This is a genomic window from Pseudoalteromonas sp. SG44-5, from assembly GCF_014164175.1.
GTDB classification, from domain to species: domain Bacteria; phylum Pseudomonadota; class Gammaproteobacteria; order Enterobacterales; family Alteromonadaceae; genus Pseudoalteromonas; species Pseudoalteromonas nigrifaciens.
Genome location: NZ_JACJES010000003.1, coordinates 140793 through 167155, shown reverse-complemented (window position 1 = coordinate 167155; position 26363 = coordinate 140793). Strand labels below are relative to the sequence as shown.

At 40.4% G+C, this 26363-nt stretch carries 26 protein-coding genes; 24 read left to right on the top strand and 2 right to left on the bottom strand.

Features of this window, described 5'->3' with window-relative positions; translation table 11 throughout:
- Positions 1-57: 57 nt before the first annotated feature.
- Positions 58-711 (bottom strand): DUF6058 family natural product biosynthesis protein, encoded by a 654-nt coding sequence (locus H5079_RS05400; protein WP_011330015.1) that lies wholly within the window; start codon positions 709-711, stop codon positions 58-60.
- Between the two features lie 172 nt (positions 712-883).
- On the opposite strand from H5079_RS05400, the gene dapA reads away from it, so the two are divergent.
- The 21 genes from dapA to H5079_RS05295 all read left to right on the top strand — a co-directional run bounded on the left by dapA (position 884) and on the right by H5079_RS05295 (position 19599).
- Positions 884-1801, top strand: a complete 918-nt coding sequence (dapA, locus tag H5079_RS05395) for a 4-hydroxy-tetrahydrodipicolinate synthase (RefSeq protein WP_182683632.1) — start codon at positions 884-886, stop codon at positions 1799-1801.
- 117 nt (positions 1802-1918) lie between these two features.
- Complete coding sequence (locus H5079_RS05390; protein WP_182683631.1) at positions 1919-2632, top strand: beta-ketoacyl synthase chain length factor; 714 nt, start codon at positions 1919-1921, stop codon at positions 2630-2632.
- Positions 2625-3410, top strand: a complete 786-nt coding sequence (locus tag H5079_RS05385; RefSeq protein ID WP_011330018.1) for a 1-acyl-sn-glycerol-3-phosphate acyltransferase — start codon at positions 2625-2627, stop codon at positions 3408-3410. Before H5079_RS05390 ends, H5079_RS05385 begins: the two co-directional genes overlap by 8 nt.
- Positions 3407-3664 (top strand): phosphopantetheine-binding protein, encoded by a 258-nt coding sequence (locus H5079_RS05380; protein ID WP_011330019.1) that lies wholly within the window; start codon positions 3407-3409, stop codon positions 3662-3664. Before H5079_RS05385 ends, H5079_RS05380 begins: the two co-directional genes overlap by 4 nt.
- A 25-nt stretch (positions 3665-3689) precedes the next feature.
- The gene (locus tag H5079_RS05375; protein WP_011330020.1) at positions 3690-3935 is read left to right on the top strand and encodes an acyl carrier protein; all 246 of its coding nucleotides are present in this window, start codon (positions 3690-3692) and stop codon (positions 3933-3935) included.
- Positions 3936-3939: 4 nt separating this feature from the next.
- Entirely contained in the window at positions 3940-4506 is a 567-nt protein-coding gene (locus tag H5079_RS05370; protein WP_182683630.1) for a hypothetical protein, read from the top strand.
- Positions 4499-5878 carry an AMP-binding protein gene (locus tag H5079_RS05365; RefSeq protein WP_086995807.1) on the top strand — a complete coding sequence of 460 codons (1380 nt, stop codon included), beginning with the start codon at positions 4499-4501 and terminating at the stop codon, positions 5876-5878. Before H5079_RS05370 ends, H5079_RS05365 begins: the two co-directional genes overlap by 8 nt.
- Complete coding sequence (locus tag H5079_RS05360) at positions 5862-6221, top strand: thioester dehydrase (protein ID WP_011330023.1); 360 nt, start codon at positions 5862-5864, stop codon at positions 6219-6221. Before H5079_RS05365 ends, H5079_RS05360 begins: the two co-directional genes overlap by 17 nt.
- Positions 6222-6971: a glycosyltransferase family 2 protein gene (locus H5079_RS05355; RefSeq protein WP_011330024.1), complete on the top strand. Its 750-nt coding sequence runs from the start codon at positions 6222-6224 to the stop codon at positions 6969-6971.
- On the top strand, positions 6961-7920 hold the full coding sequence (locus tag H5079_RS05350; protein ID WP_182683629.1) for an acyltransferase: 960 nt from the start codon (positions 6961-6963) through the stop codon (positions 7918-7920). The genes H5079_RS05355 and H5079_RS05350 overlap by 11 nt, the downstream gene beginning before the upstream one ends.
- A gap of 2 nt (positions 7921-7922) precedes the next feature.
- On the top strand, positions 7923-9467 hold the full coding sequence (hutH, locus tag H5079_RS05345) for a histidine ammonia-lyase (RefSeq protein WP_011330026.1): 1545 nt from the start codon (positions 7923-7925) through the stop codon (positions 9465-9467).
- Complete coding sequence (locus H5079_RS05340; RefSeq protein WP_011330027.1) at positions 9460-9888, top strand: thioesterase family protein; 429 nt, start codon at positions 9460-9462, stop codon at positions 9886-9888. The genes hutH and H5079_RS05340 overlap by 8 nt, the downstream gene beginning before the upstream one ends.
- A gap of 21 nt (positions 9889-9909) precedes the next feature.
- A complete protein-coding gene (locus H5079_RS05335; protein ID WP_011330028.1) occupies positions 9910-10449 on the top strand; it encodes an outer membrane lipoprotein carrier protein LolA in 540 nt (179 codons plus the stop codon).
- A gap of 40 nt (positions 10450-10489) precedes the next feature.
- Positions 10490-12751 (top strand): MMPL family transporter, encoded by a 2262-nt coding sequence (locus H5079_RS05330; RefSeq protein ID WP_182683628.1) that lies wholly within the window; start codon positions 10490-10492, stop codon positions 12749-12751.
- Position 12752: 1 nt separating this feature from the next.
- The gene (locus H5079_RS05325; protein WP_182683627.1) at positions 12753-14048 is read left to right on the top strand and encodes an NAD(P)/FAD-dependent oxidoreductase; all 1296 of its coding nucleotides are present in this window, start codon (positions 12753-12755) and stop codon (positions 14046-14048) included.
- A gap of 156 nt (positions 14049-14204) precedes the next feature.
- Positions 14205-14624 carry a DUF3261 domain-containing protein gene (locus tag H5079_RS05320; RefSeq protein WP_231613330.1) on the top strand — a complete coding sequence of 140 codons (420 nt, stop codon included), beginning with the start codon at positions 14205-14207 and terminating at the stop codon, positions 14622-14624.
- Positions 14621-15793, top strand: coding sequence for a beta-ketoacyl-ACP synthase (locus H5079_RS05315; protein ID WP_182683626.1), 1173 nt, complete (start codon positions 14621-14623; stop codon positions 15791-15793). The genes H5079_RS05320 and H5079_RS05315 overlap by 4 nt, the downstream gene beginning before the upstream one ends.
- Complete coding sequence (locus tag H5079_RS05310; RefSeq protein WP_259398047.1) at positions 15786-16256, top strand: hotdog family protein; 471 nt, start codon at positions 15786-15788, stop codon at positions 16254-16256. Before H5079_RS05315 ends, H5079_RS05310 begins: the two co-directional genes overlap by 8 nt.
- Positions 16253-16978, top strand: a complete 726-nt coding sequence (locus H5079_RS05305; RefSeq protein ID WP_011330034.1) for a 3-ketoacyl-ACP reductase FabG2 — start codon at positions 16253-16255, stop codon at positions 16976-16978. Before H5079_RS05310 ends, H5079_RS05305 begins: the two co-directional genes overlap by 4 nt.
- Positions 16978-18207: a beta-ketoacyl-ACP synthase gene (locus H5079_RS05300; protein WP_182683625.1), complete on the top strand. Its 1230-nt coding sequence runs from the start codon at positions 16978-16980 to the stop codon at positions 18205-18207. Before H5079_RS05305 ends, H5079_RS05300 begins: the two co-directional genes overlap by 1 nt.
- A gap of 90 nt (positions 18208-18297) precedes the next feature.
- A complete protein-coding gene (locus tag H5079_RS05295; RefSeq protein ID WP_011330036.1) occupies positions 18298-19599 on the top strand; it encodes a DEAD/DEAH box helicase in 1302 nt (433 codons plus the stop codon).
- Between the two features lie 91 nt (positions 19600-19690).
- Here H5079_RS05295 and H5079_RS05290 read toward each other — a convergent pair whose 3' ends face one another.
- On the bottom strand, positions 19691-21301 hold the full coding sequence (locus tag H5079_RS05290; protein ID WP_182683624.1) for an NAD(P)/FAD-dependent oxidoreductase: 1611 nt from the start codon (positions 21299-21301) through the stop codon (positions 19691-19693).
- 194 nt (positions 21302-21495) lie between these two features.
- Here H5079_RS05290 and fdxA point away from each other — a divergent pair, with 194 nt between their 5' ends.
- From fdxA to H5079_RS05275, 3 genes are all read left to right on the top strand, one after another.
- Entirely contained in the window at positions 21496-21819 is a 324-nt protein-coding gene (gene fdxA / locus H5079_RS05285; RefSeq protein ID WP_011330038.1) for a ferredoxin FdxA, read from the top strand.
- Between the two features lie 146 nt (positions 21820-21965).
- Positions 21966-24212 carry a carbohydrate binding family 9 domain-containing protein gene (locus tag H5079_RS05280; protein WP_182683623.1) on the top strand — a complete coding sequence of 749 codons (2247 nt, stop codon included), beginning with the start codon at positions 21966-21968 and terminating at the stop codon, positions 24210-24212.
- A gap of 139 nt (positions 24213-24351) precedes the next feature.
- On the top strand, positions 24352-26262 hold the full coding sequence (locus H5079_RS05275) for an EAL domain-containing protein (RefSeq protein WP_182683622.1): 1911 nt from the start codon (positions 24352-24354) through the stop codon (positions 26260-26262).
- The last annotated feature ends 101 nt before the right edge of the window (positions 26263-26363 follow it).

Below are 26363 nucleotides of genomic sequence, written 5' to 3'. Positions count from 1 at the left end.
TATATTCGTTAATTATAAATTGGCAGAGTTAATCTTAAAGTAGTAGTACATTAATAATTACTTTATCGATAAGTCGTATTTTAAAATAAGGGTATCTATATAGCGGGTTCTAAGTGTGTGTTGTTTTTCGTGATCGGCACCATGGCTCAAAGCCCGGTTGAGTAACTTTATAGCGGGGTGCAGTTTTGCACGCTCATCTTGATCTAACCCCGCTTTACTGCGTAATTCGGTTATGTCATCAACCACCAGGCGGCCTATATCAACAGCCACTATTTCGTCTATTAAGCCATTTTGAGTAAGCACGCCATATTTGCTGCATAAAAATTGCTGCCATACTTGTTGTACATGTTCTTCTATTTCGCAACCAAATAGTTCTTCGTTAAATTCAAACCCTTGCTGAGCAAGTTTGGTTAAGCTGGCGGTATATTGCTGGGCAAAGTAATTAAATGCCTGGCTGGATGAATCGATTTTTTGTTTTATCAGCCCTTGGCCCCAGTTTACACAACCTCGAGGGTAATAATCGTCGTACTCTTCGCATTCGTACAAACCCGAATATGAGCTGCAACTTAGTTGGTTTTTAATACAATAACTAGGCTTAGGAAATACACTTTGCTGTTGCCAATGCTCAAGCTTATCTGCATCAATATTGAGTGCCTGGCATAGCTCGTCGGTATGATAAAAATGGGTTGTTAAGTACTGAGATAAACGCATAAAAGCTCGCCTAATATTAAAAATACAAATACTGTTTATATATACAGTTATTCATTTTGTATTATCAAACTTAATATTACAAGCCATTTTATTGCAAAATATGCGTTTACAGCTGCAAAAGCACACATAAATATGGTACAAATAGCGCAAGTTTTATAAAGAATGATTTTTTATGCGCAGCCTAGAACAAATTAAACAAGCAAGTCTTATTACAGCAATTAAAACACCTTATTTATCGAGTGGCGAAATTGACCTTGCAACATACGATCGCCTTGTTGAGTTACAAATAGCAGCTGGGGTTGACGGTATCGTTGTAGGCGGCACTACCGGCGAAGGCCAGTTAATGAACTGGGAAGAGCACTTAATGCTCATAGCGCATAGCGTAAATAAGTTTAGCAGTAAGCTGGTAATTGTAGGTAATACGGGCAGTAATAATACCCGAGAAGCGATTAAAGCCACTAAATATGGTTTTGCCAGTGGTATGGATGCTGCGTTGCAAATTAACCCTTACTATGGGCGCACCTCTATTGCGGGTGTAAAAGAGCATTTAAAGCGTGTTCTTGATATTGGCCCTGCATTTATTTACAACGTAGCGGGGCGTACAGGACAAGACTTAACGCCTGATATTATTGAACCATTAGCAAAGCACGAACATTTTATTGGTGTTAAAGAGTGTGGTGGTAACGAACGTATAGCTCATTATGAGAAGCAAGGCATAGCGTGTTGGTCGGGTAATGATGATGAAAGCCACGATGCTCGTCATACTCATGGCGCTCATGGGGTTATTTCGGTCAGCTCTAATCTTATGCCAGAATTGTTTCGCCAGTTAATGGATGCGCCAAATGATGCGCTAAATACGTCATTACAACCATTAATAAATTGGTTGTTTTGCGAGCCAAATCCAATTGCGATTAATACTGCACTCATGATGACTGAGGCAGTTAAACCGGTATTTAGATTACCTTACTTACCCCTTAACGACGCACAGCAACAACAAGGTGAAAAGTTGATTAATCAGCTAAGCGCAAGTGATGTTGTTGGTGGCCATGCTCGCTGCATAAATGAACAAGAATTCTTTTTAATATCATAGAATTATTAGCCAGCGCTGAATGAAAATCCAGCGCTGGCTTTTTTTATTGTTTATTTTACTTTTTTTGTTAAAAAATGTAAGATCCTGCGTCCTATCATTAACTAAATATGTATATTTGTGAAATTTGTTGTTGAACAACTCGCTACATGGATCCAGCCAGAACAGCGACAAATAGAAAGCGATCATTGGTATGATAACTCGCCTATAACACTTGATTGGGTTGCACCTATGCAACGCCGGCGTATGACTCGTTTTAGCAAAATGGTATTACACAGTGCTCAGCAAGTAAGTAGCGCTGATCAGTATACTAATTTATCGGCGGTGTTCTCATCGCGCCACGGGGACTTTCATAAAACAGCCAATTTATTAGTTGATATAGTTAATCAGCAACCATTATCGCCCACAGGTTTTGGCCTGAGTGTGCATAATGCCGCAGCCGGACTTTTTAGTATTATAAAAAGTAATACCAGTGCAATGAATGCTATTGCAGCAGGGGCTGAGAGTTTTATGTGTGCAATTGTAGAGGCCTACATTCGCCTTGTTGATAGCAATGAGCCGTACATGTTAGTAGTCCATAGCGATGAAATCCTCCCCGATATATATAACCAATTTGCTGACGAGCTACAAATTACTCATTCCATTGCTATGATAGTGCGCCTTGCTCAAGCAAATGAGCCGTGTTTTAGTTTAAATAAAGTACTTAACCCTGCTGCAAAAAGTAGTAACTTACCAATGAGCCTGCAAGGTGCTAAAGCCCTACACGATAAAAAAAGTGCGATATTAACCCACACTACATTGGCTCATCATTGGCAACTTACCTACCATGATTAAACACATTATAAGAATAACAGGGCTTTGTTGGCGTGTGCTTGCAACCGGTGTTTGTTTTAGCGTGTTTGGCATAGGTGGTTTAGTACTAACATTAGTGGTTTTTCCGCTGCAAAACGTATTAGAAGCAGATGTAAACACCCGTAAAAACAGAGCAAGAGCGACAGTACATTACTGTTTTAAATTTTTTGTTGGATTAATGCATTACACAGGCGTTATTCGTTTTAATATTAAAGACAAAACCCAGCTTGCTAATTTAAACGGAAAATTAGTACTTGCCAATCACCCCTCTTTAATTGATGTGGTTGTGCTTATATCTGTGATTAAAAATGCAGATTGCGTAGTAAAAGCCCATTTATTTAAAAACCCCTTTATGCGCGGTGTAATTAAAAGTACTGGTTATATAAGTAACGAAGATCCAGAAGGTTTATTACGTGAATGTGAGCGCAGTATAAGCAAAGGAAATAACTTAATAGTTTTTCCTGAAGGCACACGTTCACAGCCCCATACTGCACTTAATTTTAAACGAGGAGCGGCCAATATAGCACTTAGATGTAATGTGCCAATCGCTACAGTATTAATAAAAATGCAGCCTAATACCTTAACCAAGGGTACACCTTGGTATAAAGTAGCGCCTTATCAAGCGCACTTTAGCTTGCAGCTGGCCAGCAAGCAGTTTAACAGTAACCTGCCTTATGTTAGTGACACACCCGCTATACAATCTCGGCATTTAACTAACAGCTTACAACATTATTTTACAGAAGAACTGAGCAATTTATGACTGAATTAAAAGTACAAATTAAACAATTAATTATATCCAGCCTTGATCTAGAAGATATGACAACTGCAGACATTGCTGATGATGAAGCATTATTTGTTGATGGTTTAGGGCTCGATAGCATAGATGCACTAGAACTTGGTTTGGCAATAAAAAAACAATTTGATGTGAAAATAGATGCCAATTCAGAGCAAACAAAAGCGCACTTTGCGTCGGTGAATTCTTTAGCACACTTTATAGAACAAGCACGTTCTTAAATTATAAAAATATATAGGAATAACAATGAAAACCGCTGCTGAAATTTATGATGTATTACACGGCATTTTAGAAAACGATTTTGAGATAGACCCAGCCGACATAAACCTAGACGCCAACTTATATCAAGACCTTGATTTAGACAGCATTGACGCTGTTGACTTGGTAGTAAAACTAAGAGAAATCACCGGTAAAAAAATTGATCCTGATGCATTTAAGCAAGTACGTACTGTGCAAAATGTAGTTAGCGAAATAGAAAAGCTCGTTAACTAAATAAATGCTTAAAGCCTTGTTAACCACCCTTATTATGCTTTGTTTGGCCTGCTACCCAGTTATTGTGTATGTGGGCCTGACGCAGTTTAATAGCCAACTGGTAGCGATCGTATTATTATTTTTGCTTGCACTACGCTTGTGGTTAAGCAAAGCATTATTTGACAAAATGCCGTGGTTAAAGCCAGCGACATTTTTAGCTGTGATAGCAATCGTATTGTCAAAAGTGTTCGACAGTGATGTGGGTTTACGTTTATACCCGGTGATTATTAACACTGTGATGTTGCTCGTGTTTAGCTACTCACTTTATAAAGGGCCATCAATAATAGAAACCTTTGCCCGCATCACCGAGCCTGAGCTCGATGAGCAAGGTGTGCAATACACTAAAAAAGTAACTCAGTTGTGGTGCGTTTTTTTTATAGTTAATGGTGGTATTGCCTTATATACCAGCCTGTTTTCTAGTTTGGCAGTGTGGGCTTTTTATAATGGTGTGATTGCCTATGTAGCTATGGGCGTGTTGTTTGCCTTAGAGTGGCTAGTCAGGCTAAAAGTAAAAAGGAAAGCGCGTGTTTAGTACCTTTCAAAGTAAAGTATTTCAAAGTAATAATGTTAGTGTGTGCTTTAATCATGAAAATAAGGCAGTGACACAACGCCAGTTTGTTAGCGATGTTAATCGGCTATTAGCTAAGTATTCACCGGCCACAGCGCCCACATCTGTGGTGTTATATAGCACTAACACTTATAAGTTTGCGGTGAGTTTAATGGCACTCACCTTGCGCGGTTGCACGGTTATACTGCCACCTAATGGTCAACCCGAAACACTCAAAGCCTTACTACAGCAAACGCCTTGTTTTTTAGGTGACTCAGAGCTTGTTGAACCACTGGGTATTGACTTTATCAATATAGAAAACTTGCCTGAACAGCCTGGCTTTTTTCCTTTAGCGCAACTTGTTTGGCCCAAAGAAGGGAACTTGGTGTTTTACACTTCAGGATCAACAGGTAAAGCTAAGCCAATTGTAAAGTCGTGGCAAACAATTAACAAAGAGCTGAGCATTTTATCAAGCAGTTATGCGTTAAAATGTATGCCAATGTTTATTGCTAGCGTATCGCATCAGCATATTTACGGGCTGCTATTTAGGTTGTTATGGCCACTTAGTACCGGACATGTCGTTGATACCGACTTACTGCACTACCCAGAGCATATAGCCGCCAAGCTCAAGGGCGCTAAACAAGTGGTGTTAATTTCTAGCCCCGCACAGCTAAAACGATTACGCGCAGACAACGTATTAATTGAACAAAAATCTCACTTACAATGGATATTTTCATCTGGTGGGCCGCTGGCAAACGAAGATGCAGTATCGCTATTCAGTCAGTTAAATAAACCAATAACACAAGTGTTTGGCAGTACCGAAACCGGTGGTATAGCGTATCGACAAGTTACCTCGCTTGAAAACGTGAGCTCGTGGCAGCCGTTTTCAGGTATAAAAATGAGTGTTGGCACAAACGATAGACTCCTTTTAAATTCACCGTTAGTGAACCACAAAGATTACCCGCTTGACGATAGAGGTTTGGTGCTTAAAAGTGGTCAATTTAAACTGCTTGGTCGATTAGACCGAATCATAAAATTAGAAGAAAAACGCCTCAGTTTGGATGAACTAGAACACCACCTAGCAAGCAGTGAGTGGGTAAACGACGTTAAAGTAATTGTATTACCTGGGGCAAGGCAAGTAATAGGTGCGGTAGTTGTGCTTAGCCAGCAAGGGGTAAAACATTTACAAAGTGAAAGTAAATTAGCCACTAATAAGCTTTTAAAAGAGCATGCACTAACGCGTTTTGAGCGCATTTGTACGCCTAAAAAGTGGCGTTTTATAGAGCAGTTACCTTATAACAGCCAAGCTAAATTAAACTTAAAAGCATTGGAGCACCTTTTTGACAAAGTTGATTAAAACGCAGCCGCAACTACTTAAATGTGAGCAAACCGAGCAAGGTTATCAATTAAGTTTATTTGTGCCCAAGGATTTAGATTACTTTAATGGCCATTTTAAAGACGGCCCTATTTTAGCAGGCGTAGTGCAGCTAGATTGGGCGGTTGCTGCAATTTGTAAGCAGTATAATATTCAATTAGCGGTAAAGAATGTCGAAGTGCTAAAGTTTCAGGTGGTGATTACGCCAGGCCTTACTATGGTATTAGCCATAGAGCAAAAAGCGCTTAATAAGTATGTGTTTTCTTATCGCTCTGCTAAGGGGCAACATGCGTCTGGGCGAATTGTTTTTGAAAGTGTTGTTTAAATGAATAAGTTTTGTATTGTCATTCCAAACTACAATCATACCTCTGTGATAGCGGCGGTATTAACCAGCCTAGCTGAATATAACTTACCAATTATTATGGTAGATGATGCAAGTAATGAGGCAGCTAAAGCAGTGTTTTCTGCACTTACACAGCAGCACCCGTTACTTACCATTGTTACCCATGAGCACAACCAAGGTAAAGGTGGGGCGGTACAAAGCGGTTTGCATTATGCGTATCAGCAAGGGTATTCCCATGCTATTCAAGTTGATGCCGACGGCCAACATAACTTGGCCGATTTAGCGCAGCTTTTGCGCCTGTCAAACGCCAATCCACAGGCATTAGTAAGCTGTTGCCCAATATACGACGCTTCAGTGCCTAAGCATCGCTATTTAGCACGGTACTTAACCCATGTGTGGGTATGGATTGAAACCCTTAGTTTTGAAATTGTTGACTCTATGTGTGGCTTTAGAGTGTATCCGCTGGGAGCCTGCGAAAAACTGTTAAAAGAAGTTAAGCTGGGCAAGCGGATGGACTTTGATCCTGAAATATTAGTGCGTTTATATTGGCGTAATGTGCCGTTTATATTTTTACCTAGCCAAGTGATCTATCCAGAAAATGGGCTTTCTCACTTTCAGCCATTGCACGACAACGTGCGTATATCTTGGCTACATACGCGATTATTTTTTGGTATGTTAGTGCGCTCGCCTTGGCTTATAGCACACAAATTAAAGAGACGTTATGGCCGTTAAACATTGGTCTAAAATGCAAGAGCGCGGTAATTATTTAGGCATTCAAACTCTGCTATTTACACATAAAATACTGGGTCGCAAAGGGCTGTGGCTAATTTTGTTTCCTGTGGTGGTGTATCTCTTTATTACTGGTAGGGTTGCCCGTGCTGCTTCAAAACAGTTTTTACAGCAAGTTAATTTGTACACCGGCACTGGGCAAAGCGTGACACTTAAGCAGCAACTAAAGCACTTTTGTAGTTTTGCCGACAGCGCCTTTGATAAAATAGATGGTTGGCTTGGGCGTATTAGCTTAAGTGATATTGAATATACCAACGAGCATTTATTTAGCCAATTAAATGAGCAACGCCAAGGGGCTATTTTTATTGGCTCGCATTTGGGTAATTTAGAAGTGTGCCGAGCGCTTAGCCAACATCGCAGTGGCAAAGTTATTAATGTGCTGGTGTTTACTCATCATGCAGTTGAATTTAATAAAATGCTGAAAAAAATTAACCCCAACGTAGCGGTTAATTTAATTCAAGTAACTGACTTAGGCCCAGGTTTAGCTATTTTATTGAAAGAAAAAATTGAGCAAGGCGAAATTATTGTTATTGTTGGCGATCGCACCAGTACCACCACTGCCGCGCGCTCTGTGCAAGTGCCTTTTTTAGACAAGCCAGCCCCGTTTTCTCAAGGACCTTTTATTTTAGCGGCATTACTTGATTGCCCAGTTTATTTTTTGTTTTGTTTAAAAGATCAGCAAAGCAGTAAGTACCACGTAATATTTGAGCAATACAGCAACAGCTTAAAAATGCCACGCACCCAACGACAGGCAATTTTAAACCAAGTAATTACAGACTATGCGCAGCGTTTAGGTCACTATGCTGCGCAATATCCTTATCAATGGTTTAATTTTTACGATTTTTGGCAAAATGATCAGCAAGTCGCCCGCGATCAAGCAAAGGAGAAATAGAAGTGCCAGTTCAAAACACACAGCTTTTTGGTCAGCAGCGATTATCAATCGAAAACATTGTTGATATTGCACATAACCACACCCAAGTGCAAATTAGTGGTTGCAGCGAATTTAGTAGCAAAATTAATAGTGCGCTGAGTTTTTTAGATACATTATTAAAAGAAGACGGCGTTATTTACGGTGTAACGACTGGTTATGGCGACTCAGTAACCGTAGCAGTACCATTAAATTTAGTAGATGAACTACCCCTACATTTAACGCGATTTCATGGATGTGGACTAGGCGATGTATTTAATAAAGTACAAGGACGAGCAATTTTAGCCACGCGGCTTACGTCTTTATCGCAAGGCTACTCGGGTATTAGCTGGGAAATGCTGAATTTACTGCGCGACTACTTAAATCACGATATTGTACCGGTTATTCCTCAAGAGGGATCGGTAGGTGCCAGTGGCGACTTAACGCCATTATCTTATGTTGCTGGTGCTATGATAGGCGAGCGCGACGTATATTATAAAGACACCGTACGTAATAGCTTAGCGGTAATGCAAGAAGTTGGCTTAACGCCGCTCGTGCTGCGCCCAAAAGAAGGCCTTGCAATAATGAATGGCACCGCGGTAATGACCGCATTAGCCTGCTTAGCCTTCGACAGAGCCAATTATTTAGCCAAATTAGCCAGTCGTATTACCGCCATTGCTAGCTTAGCGCTCAAAGGAAATAGCCATCATTTTGATGAAATTTTATTCTCGGTAAAACCTCACCCAGGGCAGCAGCAAATAGCACGTTGGATCAGAGATGATTTAAATCATCACGACCATCCACGTAATGCCGACCGCCTGCAAGATCGCTACTCAATTCGCTGTGCACCGCATGTTATTGGTGTGCTGCAAGACAGCTTGCCGTTTTTTAGGCAAATGATCGAAAACGAATTAAACTCAGCCAACGACAACCCAATTATTGATGGCGAAGGGGAGCATGTACTGCACGGCGGGCATTTTTATGGCGGCCACATTGCCATGGCAATGGACAGCATGAAAACCGCAGTAGCTAACTTAGCTGATTTAGCCGATCGACAAATAGCCTCATTGGTTGATACTAAATATAACAATGGTTTGGCGTCTAATTTATCCGACAGTGCCCCTGAGCGTCGTTATATAAATCATGGTTTTAAAGCGGTACAAATTGGTGCCAGTGCTTATACTGCTGAGGCATTGAAATTAACTATGCCTGCCAGTGTATTTTCGCGCTCTACCGAGTGTCACAATCAAGACAAAGTAAGTATGGGTACCATAGCCTCGCGCGATTGTTTACGTATTTTACAGCTTACCGAGCAAGTGATGGCCAGTACCTTATTAGCCGCTATTCAAGGGTTAAGGCTGCGAATTAAACAAGGCGAATTAGAATTTACGAGTTTAACTGACGATATGCAGCATATGTATAGCGATATAACAGGTTACTTTGAAAACCTGACCGAAGACAGACCAATGGAAGCGGTGCTAAGACAAACTATTAGCTATATTCAAAGCAAACGCTGGGCGCTTTATGAATAATAAAGGCGCATTACTTTCGCACAGCGTAGAAATAGAAATCCCTTTTCATGATTGCGATCCAATGAATGTAGTGTGGCATGGTAATTACCCACGCTATTTAGAAATTGCTCGTTGTGAGTTACTCAGAATATTTGACTACGACTACCTGCAAATGAAAGACTCTGGATTTGCGTGGCCCATTGTTGATATGCAAATTAAATACGTAGCATCAGCTGTATTTACACAAAAAATTAAAGTGGCAGCGTATTTAAAAGAGTATGAAAACCGCTTACGTATTGATTATGTTATTACCGATGCAATCAGTAATAAGCGCATTACCAAGGCGTCCACTACACAAGTGGCGGTAGAAATTAGCTCCAAAGAAATGCAATTTGTTTCACCCCCAATACTTTATGAAAAACTAGCCCCTTTTTTAAAGTAGCTGGCAATTAAAGGAGAAGGAATGACAATGTTTAAATTATTTATAACCAGCGTATTGCTGCTATTTTGTAGTGCATTGCAAGCAAACACTGTATCGCAGGTAAATACCACATTAAAGGCTGATACAGTAACGGGTGAGTTTAAACAATATAAACAACTTGCTGGTTTTGCATCGCCGTTCGTCTCCTCTGGAGTGTTTTCTCTAAATGCCAAAAAGCTAGTATGGCAAGTAGAACAACCGGTAAAAAGCGCATTGATTGTAGAAAATGGCCAGGTATTGGTTGAAAATGCTAAAGGGGAGTTTGTACCACAGCCAGGCAGTGAGCAGTTTGTAGGGCTTTTAACTGACTTACTCAGTGTAGATATGAGCGCCCTTGCAACACGCTTTAGTATAAAAGCGCAAAACAATTGCCTGCAACTAACCCCAAAAGAAGCGTTGTTACAGCAATTATTTAGCCACTTTACTTTGTGTGAAAGTGATAAAACGGTACACAGCATCATCCTTTATGAGCATTCAGGTAGTAAAACAACTATTGAGTTTAGTTACCCTGAGCAGCCTTAACGGCTCAATCGTTTAAATAGTTAATTAATGGAATAGTGGATTGAAGAAACGAATTGGCATTGTTTTTATTTGGTTTAGTGGTTTAATTTTGCTTTTAACCAGTATATTTTGGCTGACTAAACCTATATTTAGTGCTGATATGTTTAGTTTGCTGCCAAAATCGCATTCTCAATTAGCTTATGGCGAACAGCTGTTTTTTGAAAAAAATGCCCACCGTGTAGTGTTTTCATTTGCTGGTGAGCAAAAAAATAACGCCCACGATGAATTTAACAATTGGCTTGAGCAGCAAGGTATAACAAGCACATTTAATTTTCCCTCTATAAACGCTTTAAAAGCCACATTTGCGCCTTATAAATATGCACTATTAAGTAAGCCCTATAAGCAAAAAATAGCAGACAAAGCCAGCTTTGAGCAGTTTTACCTGCAGCAGTTAAATCAGTTAGGATCGCCATTTGTTAGTGCTACATTAAGTACTGATATTAGTTTAAGTTTAGCTGGCTTTATTAGCGAAAACTTAAGCCAAAGCCAAGTTTTTACTATTAAACAAAACCGCCTCACTCGCCAGTATGAGGGGGTTGAATATGCAATGCTTTTTGTCACACTGCCAGAGCCAAACTTGAGCATTAATAATGCAATTAGCTTAGCTGCTAAAATTAAAACGCAAATAAACACCCTAAGTAAAGCGTACCCAAATACCACTATTTCCTATTCAGGGGTGCTGTTTCATACGGCTGAAAATGCCCAACAAGCAAAATACGAAATGAGTTTGTTTGGTGGTATTAGCCTAATGGCACTAATGGTTATGGTGTTTTGGGTATTTAGAGCGATTAGCAGTATTTTATTAGCGAGCTTTACTGTGCTTAGCGCATTAATGGGCGGCGCTATTGTTATGTTATTGGTGTTTAACAGTATTCACTTATTAACCTTGGTATTTGCCGTAACCCTAATAGGCATTGCTATTGATTACGCCTTTCATGGCATGACCGATTTAGCCAAAGTAGCAAATGAAACTGCACAGCAAGCCACTTCTAACGGCTATAGCAAAGGGGTGAAATCGGCGTTATTACTCTCTTTTATTACGACCGCATTAGGCTACAGCTGCTTATTAGGTGCACCGTTAACCTTATTAGCGCAAGTGGCTGTGTTTGTTATAGCGGGCTTATTTAGTGCATGGTTGTTTACTGTGTTAATTTTACCATTTTGGCAGCAAACACTGCGTGTATCGACATCGAGTTTATTACTCAGTAAAAAAATAACGCGGGTGTTTTTGTACTGTAATAAAATAAAAAAACCACTGTTTATTGCGCTAAGTATAGTGCTTGCAAGCTTATTGATATTAAAACCGATTGAGTTTAATGATGATATTAGATTGCTTAATGCCAGCTCTGAGCAGCTAATGGCAAGTGAAAAAAAACACTTAACTTTACTGGATCAATGGCGCAGCCATATAGTATTTATTATTGGCGACAATGCACAACACGTGTTACAAAAACAACAGCGGTTAGTTAGCAATTTAACCGCGAGTAACCCGCATATTAAACACAATGCCATTAACCGATGGCTGCCTAGTATTGAGCAGCAAAAAAATAATTTAGCGGTGTTTAATCAAGCTAAAAAAAGTGGTGTATTTGCACTAAGCGAGCAATTAACTGGGCGGCAATTAAGTAGCGGCCCCGCGCAATTTATTACCTATAACGCATTATTAAATAGCGAATTTAAACCCTTATTGTTAGCGCAAATGCATGTTGAGCCGCAGCAAGCCATAACCTGGATGACAATTAGCAATATTAATACACAGAGCTTAAGCGCCGCGCTTTTAAAAGATGATGGCTTATTGCTATATAATAAACCGCAGCAAATTAGTGCGTTATTAAGCGATTACCGAGCATACTTATTGTTAAGCTTAGTGCTTGCAGGGGCCATTAGTTGGTTACTTTTTAGTTGGCGTTTTGGCGTAAAAATTGCCACTTTACAACTGTTAAGTTTGTTATTAGTGGTTGTTAGCATGCTGTGGGTGTGTAATGCAATTCAAGGCAGCCTGTCGTTATTTAATATGTTGGGCGCGTTGCTAGTGGTAGCCTTAGCTATTGACTACCTTGTTTTTTATCAAATAAATAAGTTACAGCCAAAAAATATATTGGCAATTAGTTTATCTGCAGCGTCTTCTATGTGGGTGTTTGGTATGTTAAGTGCCTCAAGCACCCCTGCTATTTTTAGTTTTGGACTTACCGTAATGGTAGGGATTTTAGCGGTATATATTTTATCGCCGCTGAGTGTATTACCCTCGCAAAAGGAAGGATAAAGTGAATAACCCTGAGCAGTTTGATGTTGTTGTAATTGGTGCGGGCCCCTCTGGCGCACTTGCAAGTAGCCTTTTAGTGCAAAAAGGCTGGCGAGTATTAGTACTTGAGCAACAGATTTTTCCGCGCTTTACTATAGGTGAGAGCTTGTTACCGCAATGTATGGAGTATTTGGCCGACGCTAATTTAGTCGCTCCATTGCATGAACACGCTGCTAGTTTGGGGTTTCAGTTTAAAAACGGCGCTGCGTTTCATCGAGCGGGTGAAAATACCGCTATTAATTTTACCGAAAAATCATCACCTGGGCCAGGTACTACTTATCAAGTGAAAAGAGGGCTGTTTGATAAATTACTAGCCGATAATGCACAGCTGCAAGGGGCTGTTATTCGTTATCAGCACAGTGTTAAAGACTACAAGGTTACTGATGTTTTTGAAAACAGTTCCGATAAAGGTAATACCAATAAAGATAGTACCGATAAAAATGGTGGTGCAACCTTATTAGTACACGACGCGCAGCAGCAGCCTTACCAAGTTCAAGCACGCTTTGTGTTAGATGCCAGCGGCTTTGGCCGAGTATTACCTAAACTACTAAACTTAGAGTTACCTTCTAACTTTCCGGTACGCAGTGCTTATTTTAGCCACTTTGTAGATAATATTAGCGATGAAAATTTTGATCGTAATAAAATCCTCATTACCGTACACCCAGAGCACCGAGATATATGGTATTGGCTAATTCCCTTTAGTGATGGCACCGCAAGTATTGGTGTTGTAGCAGAGTCTGAGCGTTTTAATGACGACGAAGCAGAGGTAATGTTAAATCGCTTTTTAGAGCAAGATCCACATTTAAAAGCACTGCTAGCTAAACGCGAATTAATTGGGCCAGCTCGCAGCATAACAGGCTACTCCTCTAATGTGAGTAAGCTGTATGGACAGCACTTTGCGCTATTAGGCAATGCGGGAGAGTTTTTAGATCCGGTGTTTTCATCAGGAGTAACCATTGCGCTTAAATCAGCAAGTTTAATTGCACCTTTGGTCGATCAGTATTTAAAAGGTGAGACGATTGACTTTGAGCAGCATTATGCAAAACCGCTACAAGCGGGAGTTAACTGTTTTAGAACTTTTGTTACAGGCTGGTACGATACGCGCTTTCAAGACGTAATATTTCATACAGAGCAAAACAAACAAGTGCGAGAAATGATCAGTGCAATTTTAGCCGGATACGCATGGGACACGAGTAACCCATTTGTTGCACAAAGTGAGCGCCGCTTAAATGTGCTAGCTCAGCTGTGCCGAAACTAATATGTTGAAATTAATATGCTTAAACTAATACTCCAGCGTGCACTGCTATTGCTAACCTGCATAGTGCTGTCAGCCTGTGCGAGTCAGTTTAGTTCCAGTGCAGCTATAAGCATAGCACCTGCGGCTAGCCTAAATTTAAATAGCATGGCGCCATCAATGTATGGCCGCTCTTGGCAACAAGTGTTATTTATTACCACTGGGCAAGAGCAGCATACCTTGTTATCGCAATTGGCGGTTAATGAGGCGGGAGGGGTCAAGTTGCTGATGATGACCAGCCAGGGCTTTCCAATTGTAGAGCTTGAAAAATCACCCAAAGAGCCAATTAAAGCTAAAAAAATGCTTGTAGGCGTCGATATAAATCCTGCTTATGTATTGGCCGACATTGCCTTAGTACATTGGCCTGTCGCGTTTATAAATGAGCAGCTGAGTGGCGCACTGGTGGAACAAGTAGGCACACACAGACAAGTACTACAAAATCATAAAACCCTGATCACCATTGACTATAACGATGATGCAATTACGCTGCATAATATTGTACGTGATTATAAAATAATATTTAAAAAGGTAACTCAGTGACATATTGGCTAAATAACTTAGGTATTGTTAGTGCGATGGGAGTAGGCCCGCAGGCAACTCTCGATAGCTTAAACAGTTATAACTCTGCAACGCCTATATTAACTCTAAATTCTACACTTAGCGCGCAACAACAGCCGTTATATGTTGGCCAAGTAACCTCGGTTGCGTTGGCGCAAAAAAAACGTATAAATACCTTTATTGATATGTGCTTAGCGCAACTACAAACAACTATTGAGCAATTTTCGCATATCGATAAATCCCGTATTGCGGTGGTGTTAGGCACGAGTACTTCGGGTATTGCAGATGGTGAACGGGCTCGTGCTCATTTTGAACACACAGCGCAATGGCCAAATGACTTTCATTATTATGAACAAGAACTTGCCACCCCAGCACACTATATTGCGCAAAAGCTTGATGCAAAGGGACCCTGTTATAGTATTTCTACAGCCTGTACATCAAGCGCAAAAGCATTACTAAGTGCCCGCGCACTGCTAAAAGCTGATATGGCCGATGTTGTTATATGCGGTGGCGTTGACACCCTATGCCAACTTACTCTCAATGGTTTTGATTCGTTAGCGTCGTTAAGTAGCGGAGTTTGCCAGCCGTTTTCAAGTAACCGAGACGGCATTAATATTGGTGAAGGCGCAGCATTATTTGTAATGAGTAAAGGCGTAAGCGCAATTACAGATAAAGCAATTGCACTGTACGGTGGCGGCGAAAGCTCTGATGCACATCATATTTCAGCGCCCGATCCCAATGGTATGGGCGCGCAATCTGCAATGCAAAAAGCACTAAAACAAGCGCAATTAGCTGCCCATGAAATTGACTACATAAATGCACACGGTACCGCAACGCTAAAAAATGATGAAATGGAGGCACTTGCAATTAATCGTGTGTTTGGCAACAATACGCCACTTAGCTCAAGCAAGCACTTAACTGGGCATACCTTAGGAGCTGCAGGCGCAATTGAAGCCGCGCTATGCTGGCTACTTCTTAAAGAGCAAGGCCAGTATGCATTGCCGTATAACGTATTATCAACAGGCGGTAACTTGGCCGATGTAAAAATAATAAAACAAGCATTTAAGCCCAAATTGCGTTACTGCTTGTCAAACTCATTTGCCTTTGGTGGCAATAACGCCAGTTTAATTTTAGGTATTGCCGATGAATGAGCTGAGCAGTAATCATTACGCAATTGAGCAGTTGCTTGCCCACGACGCACCAATGATTTTAATTGACACTTTAACGTATTATAGCGCCGAGAGTGCGCGTTGCCAGGTAACGATTACACCGCAAAGTGCGTTTTATAATGCCGATATTGCCGGTGTACCTAGTTATATTGGGGTTGAGTATATGGCGCAGTCAATAGCCGCTTACGCAGGCGCATTAGCAAACGATGCAAATGAGCCTCCTAAAATAGGTTTTTTAATTGGTACGCGTAAATATCAAACCCATCAAGCGTGTTTTAAAGTTAATAGTAGTTTAACTATTAAAGTGCATAAGCTATATCAAGAAGAGTCGGGATTGAGTGTGTTTGAATGCCAAATAATCCACGGCGATACATTAGCATGTGAAGCAAAAATTAATGTTTTTCAGCCCGAAAATCCGCTGGAATTTATAAGAGATAATCAATGACAAAACGAATTTTAGTCACAGGTTCAAGCCGTGGCATAGGCAGGGCTATTGCGCTTAAATTAGCATCCCAAGGGTATGACATTACAGTGCATTGTAAAAGTGGTGTGGCAGATGCACAAGCAACTTGCACAGCAATACAGGCATTAGGCCAAGCTACTAGCTTATTACAATTTGATGTATGCGACAGAGCCGCCGCCAAAGCACAAATAGAGCAAGACATAGCCCAGCATGGTGCTTATTATGGCGTGGTATGTAACGCAGGTATTACCAATGATATGGCGTTTCCGGCTATGCAAGGCGAGGACTGGGATTGCGTTATTCGTACCGGGCTTGATGGCTTTTATAATGTGGTGCACCCCACGGTAATGCCTATGGTGCAAAACCGTAAAGGTGGGCGTATTGTAACCATGGCTTCTGTATCGGGCATTGCCGGTAACCGTGGGCAAGTAAATTACAGTGCGGCAAAAGCCGGTATTATTGGCGCTACAAAAGCGTTGTCGTTAGAGTTGGCTAAGCGAAAAATAACCGTAAACTGCGTTGCACCTGGGTTAATAGAAACCGCAATGACTGACGAGTTACCGGTAGACGAAATGCTAAAAATGATCCCGCTTAAGCGTATGGGCACAGTAGAGGAAGTTGCGGGTACTGTGGCATTTTTAATCTCAGATGATGCGGCCTACATTACCCGCCAAGTCATTTCAGTTAACGGCGGTATGGTGTAATGAAGCGCGTTGTAGTGACAGGTATGTCGGTGATCACCGCACTTGGCGATGAATGGTCGGTATTTAAACAAGCACTGATCAGAGGCGAAAATGCAGTGACCACTATGCCAGAGTGGGACAAAGCACCAGAGCTTAATACGCGTTTAGCGGCGCCGGTTACTCATTTTGAGCGACCGAGTCATTATAAACGTAAACAAATACGCTCAATGGGGCGAGTGGCGCTTATGTCAACACGCGCTACAGAGTGCGCGTTAGAGCAAGCCCAGTTACTCAATCATAGTAGCTTAACCGATGGCTCTACGGGGGTTTCTTATGGTTCATCTATAGGGTCAACCCCGCCGTTACTCGCGTTTGCTAATATGATGGAGTCGGGCTCTATGTCTGGGGTAACAGCCACTAGTTATATTCAAATGATGGCGCATACTGCTCCGGTTAATGTTGGAGTGTTTTTTGGCTTAAAAGGGCGAGTGATCACCACAAGCTCAGCTTGTACCTCAGGCTCACAAGGTATTGGTTATGCCTATGAAGCAATAAAATTTGGTCGTCAAAAGGTGATGGTTGCTGGTGGTGCAGAGGAGTTATGTATTACCGAAGCCGCAGTATTTGATACCTTATATGCTACCAGTACAAAAAACGACACACCCAAGTTAACCCCCAGGCCATTTGATAAAGACCGTGATGGATTAGTGATTGGCGAAGGTGCTGGCACACTGATTTTAGAAGAGTATGAACACGCAAAAGCGCGCGGTGCCACTATACTGGCAGAGGTGGTTGGTTTTGGTTGTAATAGTGATGGTGAGCATGTTACTCAACCTACCTCTAAAACAATGCAAATAGCGATTGAACAAGCCCTACACGATGCTAATTTAACCGCCGAGCAAATTGGTTATGTAAGTGCGCATGGCACCTCAACCGATCGAGGCGATATAGCAGAGTCGCATGCCACTTTTAACGCATTAGGGGCAAAACCCATTAGCTCTTTAAAAAGTTATTTAGGCCACACTTTGGGCGCATGCGGTGCTATTGAAGCGTGGGCGACGATTAATATGATGAATGATAACTGGTTTGCCCCCACAATAAACCTCACCGAGGTGGATAACGAGTGCGCTCAACTTGACTACATAACAGAGCAAGGGCGAGAAATTAACACCGATTATGTAATGAGTAATAACTTTGCTTTTGGCGGTATTAATACCTCTTTAATATTTAAACGCTATAAAACAGATTAAACCATGCAAAAGTAAAGTAATGACTAACTGTTAGCACTTTTTTACTGTATAATTTGCGACCCTTGATAATGTGGCCGCAGGTTATATACCATGAATTTTAAATCTTTTAGTTTTGCTCCTGAACTTGTTCAGGCGTTAGACGAACTTAACTATCACACCCTTACGCCCATTCAGCGCGCAGCAATTCCTGCTGTTCGTAAAGGTAAAGACGTTTTAGCAAGTGCACAAACGGGGACGGGTAAAACCGCCGCGTTTGCGCTACCAATTATTCAAAAATTATTTGAGTCTGAAGTAAGCACTACTAATGCTCCGCATGCTTTAGTTTTAGCGCCTACGCGCGAACTTGCAGAGCAAATAGCAAATAACTTTAAAGACTTCGCAAAACACACTTCGTTAAAAGTAGTCAGCTTATTTGGTGGTGTTAACACCGCAGGCCAAGCTAATGCACTTAAAGAAGGTGTTGATATTGTAGTAGCAACGCCAGGGCGTTTACTTGATCATATTCGCTTAGGTAACTTAAGCCTTGCCAGCGTAAAGCACTTAGTACTTGATGAAGCCGACCGTATGCTCGATATGGGCTTTATTGAAGAGATGCAGGGCGTTATAAAAAGCTGCGCTGACGATCGTCAAATCTTGTTGTTTTCAGCCACTTTCCCAGCAGCAATTAAACAGTTTGCATCTAAAGTATTAAAACAGCCAGAAATAGTACGTGTTGATCAAACAAACAGTACTGCTAGCACTGTAGCGCATGTGGTTTACCCAGTTGAAGAGCGCCGTAAGCAAGAGCTGCTTTCTGAGCTAATTGGTAAGAAAAACTGGCAGCAAGTGTTAGTATTTGTAAACATGAAAGAAACAGCCGATGAGCTAGTAACAGAGCTTAACCTTGATGGCATTCCGGCTGCGGTTTGTCATGGCGATAAGTCACAAGGTAATCGTCGTCGTGCGCTGCGTGAATTTAAAGAAGGTAAAGTACGTGTATTAGTGGCAACAGAAGTTGCGGCGCGTGGTATTGATATAGACGGTTTACCGCGTGTAATTAATATTGACTTACCTTGGCTTGCAGAGGACTACGTACATCGTATTGGTCGTACTGGCCGCGCAGGTAAAGAAGGCCAAGCAATTTCGTTTGTAAGCCGTGAAGAAGAAAACATGTTGTTTGAAATTGAAACCTTAATTGGTCAAAAAATTAAACGTGTTTACTTAGAAGGCTATGCAGTAAGTAACCGTGAAGTATTAATTGATAAAATTGGCAAAAAGCCTGCACACTTACGTCGTACTCGTGCTAATAAGCCATCTGGTCAAGCAACTGGCGAAGCAAGAGCAGTAAATCGCTCACGTATATCTAAAATACGTAAAAGCTTAAAAGGCGAAAAACTGTCGCTTAAAAAGTAATTAATAATGCGCTAACCTAATATGGTTATTTGCAGTTACAAAAAAACCTGAGCTTGCTCAGGTTTTTTTATGGCTTAAATTAATAAAACGCTTATTTTGCGTTTTCTAGCATTGAAAGCGCCACCGCTTCAGCTGCTTTAATACCATCAATACCTGCCGATAAAATACCACCGGCATAGCCTGCGCCTTCGCCAGAAGGGTAAAGCCCTTTAGTATTAATACTTTGAAGTGTTTTATCGCGCTTAATACTTACCGGCGAAGAGGTACGTGTTTCTACCCCTGTTAGTAAGCCATCATTAGTTGAAAAACCACGAATTTGCTTATTAAATGCCGGAATTGCTTCACGCAGAGCATCAATTGCATATTTAGGTAATACACCGGCTAAATCGGTTAATTTAATACCCGGAGTGTAAGATGATTGCACATCGCCTAAAGCTGATGACGATTTACCCTTTAAAAAGTCGCCAATAAGTTGTGCTGGCGCATCGTAATTACTGCCGCCAAGTTCGTATGCTTGTTTTTCAAGTTTACGTTGTAACTCAATACCCGCTAATGGGTGACCCGGGAAGTCTTGCTCTGGCGAAATACCTACAACAATAGCGCTGTTTGCATTGCGCTCACTACGAGAATATTGGCTCATACCATTGGTAACAACTAGGCCTTCTTCAGAGGTGGCTGCAACCACAGTCCCCCCTGGGCACATACAAAAACTATATACGGTACGGCCATTATCACAGTGGTGAACTAGTTTGTAATCAGCAGAGCCCAAAATGGGGTTACCTGCATTGTCACCAAAGCGGCACTCATCGATCATAGATTGCTTATGCTCGATCCTAAAGCCCACCGAAAATGGTTTAGCTTCCATGTAAATACCTTTTTTATATAGCATATCAAAGGTATCACGGGCACTGTGACCCACAGCAAGCACTACATGGCGGGTATTTAGCTGCTCGCCATTTGACAAGGTTAAGCCCGTTACTTGGCCGTCTTCTAAATGAATGTCGTCTACGCGAGTGCTAAAGCGAATTTCGCCGCCAAGTTCTACAATATGCGCGCGCATTTTTTCAATCATAGTTACCAGTTTAAAGGTTCCTATGTGTGGCTTACTTACGTATAAAATTTCTTCTGGCGCGCCAGCGGCAACAAACTCGGTAATAACTTTACGGCCATAATGTTTTGGATCTTTTACTTGGCTGTATAATTTACCGTCGGAGAATGTACCTGCGCCGCCTTCACCAAATTGTACATTTGACTCGGTATTTAGTGCGCGCTTACGCCAAAAACCAAAGGTATCTTTAGTGCGCTCGCGTACTTCTTTACCACGCTCTAATATAATTGGCTTAAAGCCCATTTGTGCCAACACTAAACCTGCAAATAAACCACAAGGGCCAAAGCCTATTACGACAGGGCGCTCTTTTAAATCGTTATTTGCCTGGGCAACAAACTTATAAGCGGTGTCGGGTGCTACTTTTACATGCTGATCTTTGGCAAAAGTTGTGAGTAACTGCTCTTCGTTATCAACGCTTATATCTAAGGTATAAATAAGTAAAATAGCTGTTTTTTTACGGGCATCGTAACCACGTTTAAACACATTAAAACTATGTAACTGTTCTGGCGTTATTTTTAGCTTACTGACAATGGCATCTTTAATTGCATTTTCGTCATGATCTAGCGGTAGTTTTATTTCGGTTAAACGTATCATTTTGTCTCTTTTAGGTGTCTTAGCGGGCTTTTAATTACCGCTCACAATAAGGGGAGTAGCGCAAATAGCACCACAAAACATAAGGCGCTTATTTTACGTTAAATTACGCTATTATGGCACTTATATATTGTATTTTAGCCTTGGTTGGGTATGATCCGCCGTTGTCGTTATAAAACCTTAGGCATTGAACCATTATGGCATTTGTAGTCACCGAAAACTGTATTAAATGTAAGTACACAGATTGCGTATCAGTGTGCCCAGCAGATGCATTTTTTGAAGGCCCTAACTTTTTAGCGATAAGCCCAATTGATTGCATTGACTGTGGTTTATGCGTACCTGAATGTTCAGCTGATGCTATTTATCAAGAAGATGAATTACCAGAGTCACAACAAGAGTTTACCGAACTAAATGCCGAGCTTGCACTTATATGGCCACGCATTACGCAGGCAAAACCAGCCCCAGCCGATGCTGATGAGTGGAATGGTATTGCTGATAAACTCAAGCTTATTGAAACCTAATCGCTGCGCTTAAATACTTCTTTATTATTAATTAGTTAATGTTATGCAAAAATCTCTTTGCAAGGTATTAACAAATCCATTGGTATAAACTACAATCCACGCCAGAAATTACTCTTATTGAGTAATTTAAGTCTAAATGGATGTTTATGCAGTACTTAATAATAATAAAAAAACAATCAGTGTTCTTTATTTTAAGCTTTTTCTTTCTTTTACTCACCACTCCAAGCGCGCTTGCCAATAAACAACACTATTCACTCACGCGTATTAATAAAAATATAACAGTAGATGGGGTAATGAATGAGGCGCATTGGCAAGATGCCACGCGCATTGCATTGCAGTTTCAAGATGAACCAAATGAAAAAGGTACGCCACCGGTAAAAACCGATACTTATATATACGAAGACGGCAGTAACTTATATGTAGCGTTTGTTGCACACGATCCTGACCCAACGCACATTCGCGCTGCACTGCGAGATCGCGATACTCTGTGGCAAGATGACACCGTGGCACTAGTAATTGATACCTTTAATGATGAGCGCTCTGGTTATGAATTTTATGTGAACCCGCTAGGGGCTCAGGGCGATATTCGCATGACCGACACCGATGGCTGGCAACAAGACCTTTCTTGGAATGCCATTTGGGATAGCGCAGGCAAGATTACTGAGCAAGGTTATGTGGTAGAAATGCGTATTCCTTTTAAAGCGCTGCGTTTTGCACAAAATAAAGAGCAATTAACCTGGGGTTTTGCCCTAATGCGCAATTATCAACGAGATGTGCTTTATCAGTTATCAAACATTGGGTTTGATCGCGATATTAAGTGCAGCCTTTGTCAGTTTGATAAACTTACCGGCTTTGAAAAAATAACGGCCAGCAAAAACCTGCAATTAACGCCTACTTTAACTGCGCTGCGTAACGATACCAAATCACAGTTACCGGGTGATTGGGAAAATGGCGATGTAAACGCCGAAGTAGGTATAGATTTACGCTGGGGCTTAAGCCAAGACGCCGTTATAAACGCCACTATAAATCCAGACTTCTCGCAAGTGGAAACCGACTCTCTGGCGCTGGATATTAATACCACTTACTCTATATACTATGAAGAAAAACGGCCGTTTTTTTTAGACGGTGCGTCATATTTTAAAAGTAGTTTATTTGAGCTTTTATATACTCGCACCATTGCAGAGCCTAATCTAGGCGCTAAATTAACCGGCAAAACAGCTAATCACAGTTATGCGGTGATGTTTGCCGATGACGACAATAGCAATATTTTACTGCCAACTAATCAGGGCTCAGGGTTTGCAAGCTTAAACGAAAATACCAAAGTGGCAGTGGCGCGTTACCAGTACGATATTGGCCAGCAAGGCACTGTAGGGATTTCAAGTACGCATCGTGAAGGTGATGACTATCGCAATACGGTTTTATCAGTTGACGGTAGTTACTGGTTTAATCAATCAGACACCTTAAGTTATCAAGTTGCGAGCAGTGATACCCGCAACTCAGCATTTTTAGTTGAAAATTATAACCTGTCACAAACACAATCCGATCAAGCGTATGCAATTAAGCTCACCCGCGATAAACGCGATTATAAATTATTCGCAGAGTACGAAAATATTGGCGCAGATTATCGTGCCGATTTAGGCTATCAAGCTAAGGTCGATTACGAAAAAGTTATTTTAGGAGGCGGGCAAACCTGGTATCGAGATGAAAATTATTTAGTTACCTCTTGGTCATATGTAGCTGATTGGGATAAAACCTGGGCGAAAAATGGCGATTTACTTGAGCAAGAGTACGAAGGTTATTTAAGCTTTAAAGGCCAAAAACAGTCTATTTTCGAAATAGGGCTGATACATAGGTATGAAAATTATAACACTAATTTTTATAATCAAAACATTGGTTATATTTACAGCGGATTTAAACCAACAAAAGATCTTAGGCTGTCTTTGTATGTTGAATACGGGAGTCGCATTGACTACAGTAATGAGCAACTAGGTGACGCCTTTGATACCCAAACTCAAGCGGTGTGGGATATAAACAATCATTGGCAAGTTGACATAAAGCATAGCTACAGCCAATTAGACAACTCACAAGGGGAGCGTGTTTTTACAGCTAACCTAATTGATTTTAGGCTTTACTATAAATTTAATATGCGCTCAATGCTAAAGCTTATTTGGCAATTTGAAGATATTGATCGCAACGAAAATGCTTATTTTTATCAAGTGAACCAAACTAATAAAGATTACGGCAGCCAACTCGTTTATTCGTACAAAATTAATGCGCAAACATTATTTTACTTAGGGTATTCAGATAAAGGTTACCAAGATGATTCACTTAAAAGCTTAGAGCGCGACCAGCGCACCTTTTTTACTAAAGTCAGTTACGCATGGCAGCTTTAAAATGCACTTAATTAGATAATAATGAGTACCCTGTAATCATTAAGGATTGTATAATAACTTAATTAGTAGTAAAAATAGCCTATATGATGTTTTATTTGCTTATGCTTTAATATGTTAACAACGTTAGATGGACCTTTAAGTGAATAAATTAAAATCTATAAATGTAATTATAATAATGGCTATTTCTTTATGTTTTAGTATTAATGTAGGTATAAGTAATCAGATAGATAAAATTAATTTATTTCACTCTAATATCGATGTTCGTAATTTTGAAATAGATACCACCACATTGACATTGGCCCCTTGGTATAACCCAATATTAAATGGCTATTATATTGTTAAGCAAAACAATATAAACTTTATAGTATTGAAAACCAGCAAAACAGAATTTATAGCGGTTAAAGCTAACGATTTAATTTTAATTACGCTTACATCGCCACGAAACCTATTTATATTTTTTGTGATTTTTCTCATTGGCTTTGTGTATTTAAAAAAAGAGCTTAAAAAACATTACTACACAAAAAAAATTATCCAACTTAATAAACAAACAGATACCTTACTCAAAGCATTTAACTTACAAACAAAGTCGGCAGCTAACGCTAATAGTATTACAACACTGAGTGAGTCTATAAGCACCCTTAATAGCCATGTTGAGCACTATGTAAAGCAAACTCAAACCAGTATTTACCAAGATAAACTCACCCTACTAATAGACCGCCATGCCTATATTAAACATATAGATAGAAAAATTAGCCAAGTAAATATTGAAAATTTAAAATGTGCTTTATTGTTTATTGATTTGGACGGTTTTAAAAAAGTAAATGACTCTTTTGGGCATAGTTTTGGTGACGAAATATTAGTTCAAGTGGCAACTCGTTTAGCCAATGTGATACGCCATAATAAGTTAAATAACATAAATCCAGCCAATCAGTTAGAGCAAAACTTATCTCGACTAGGGGGCGATGAGTTCTCTATTTTTATAGAGTCAGTTGAGTCAGAAGCGCAAGTTTTAGATATTGCAAGGAATGTATTAAACGAGTTAGAAAAAGACTTTGTGTTAGGTAATAAAATTATAAAAATAAGTGCCAGCATAGGTATTGCAAAATACCCAGAGAGTGCCTCAACGCCGCAAGCCTTACTGCAACTTGCAGATGTAGCTATGTATAGAGCAAAGCACGATGGTAAAGGTATTTTTAAAGTCTACTCTCCCGAAATGGGTAATAAAATGCGCCGCTATCATTATTTGCTAGAAGAGCTGCGTTTAGCGGTCGCCCGCAAAGACTTTTATTTAAACTTTCAACCTATCGTACATGTTGAAGATTGCATGATAGATTATTTTGAAGCACTAACACGTTGGAACCATTCAATTGAGGGAATGATTTCGCCTGTTGAATTTATTCCTATAGCTGAGGAGTCTAATTTGATTTTAGAATTAGGCGATTGGATTATGTTAGAGGCATGTAGGCAAATGGCTGCATGGCATAATGCTGGTTTGCGCAAAGTAAGAATATCGGTAAACGTGTCGGGAGTGCAGCTAAAACATAGATCTATATATGACTGGGTTATGGCAACCCTTACCAAAACCGGGCTGTCACCTAACTCACTGATGCTAGAAATTACAGAATCAACGCTTATAAAAGCAGATTCTTTAATAATTAAAGAGCTTGAAAAATTACGTAAAGAGGGCATTACGATTGCCATTGATGATTTTGGTACTGGTTTTAGCTCTTTAAGCACTTTGGCTGATTTACCTATAGATGTGATTAAAATTGATCGCTCTTTTATTACTCAAGCAAATAAAAGTAAAAAGTACCTAGATATATTAAAAACTATTTGCGAACTCGGACAAAAGCTGGGGCTTAAAATAGTGGCCGAAGGTGTAGAAGAGCCAGCACAGTTTGAATTAGTAAAGCGTATAGGTGTGAGCTCTGTACAAGGCTATTTAGTAAGTAGGCCAGAGTCATCTGTTAATGTAGGTAATAAACTACTCAACAAAAATGTGAGCAATATGTCAGGCTCAGGAACCAGTGCCTGGGAAATAAGTAGTTAGTTAACCTGAGCTCCGGATAATAAACCTATCTCAAGCAGCTATTTTCAGCGCTAACTACGTTGAATTAACTTGCAATAGGCCAGCTATTGACGCGTAAATAC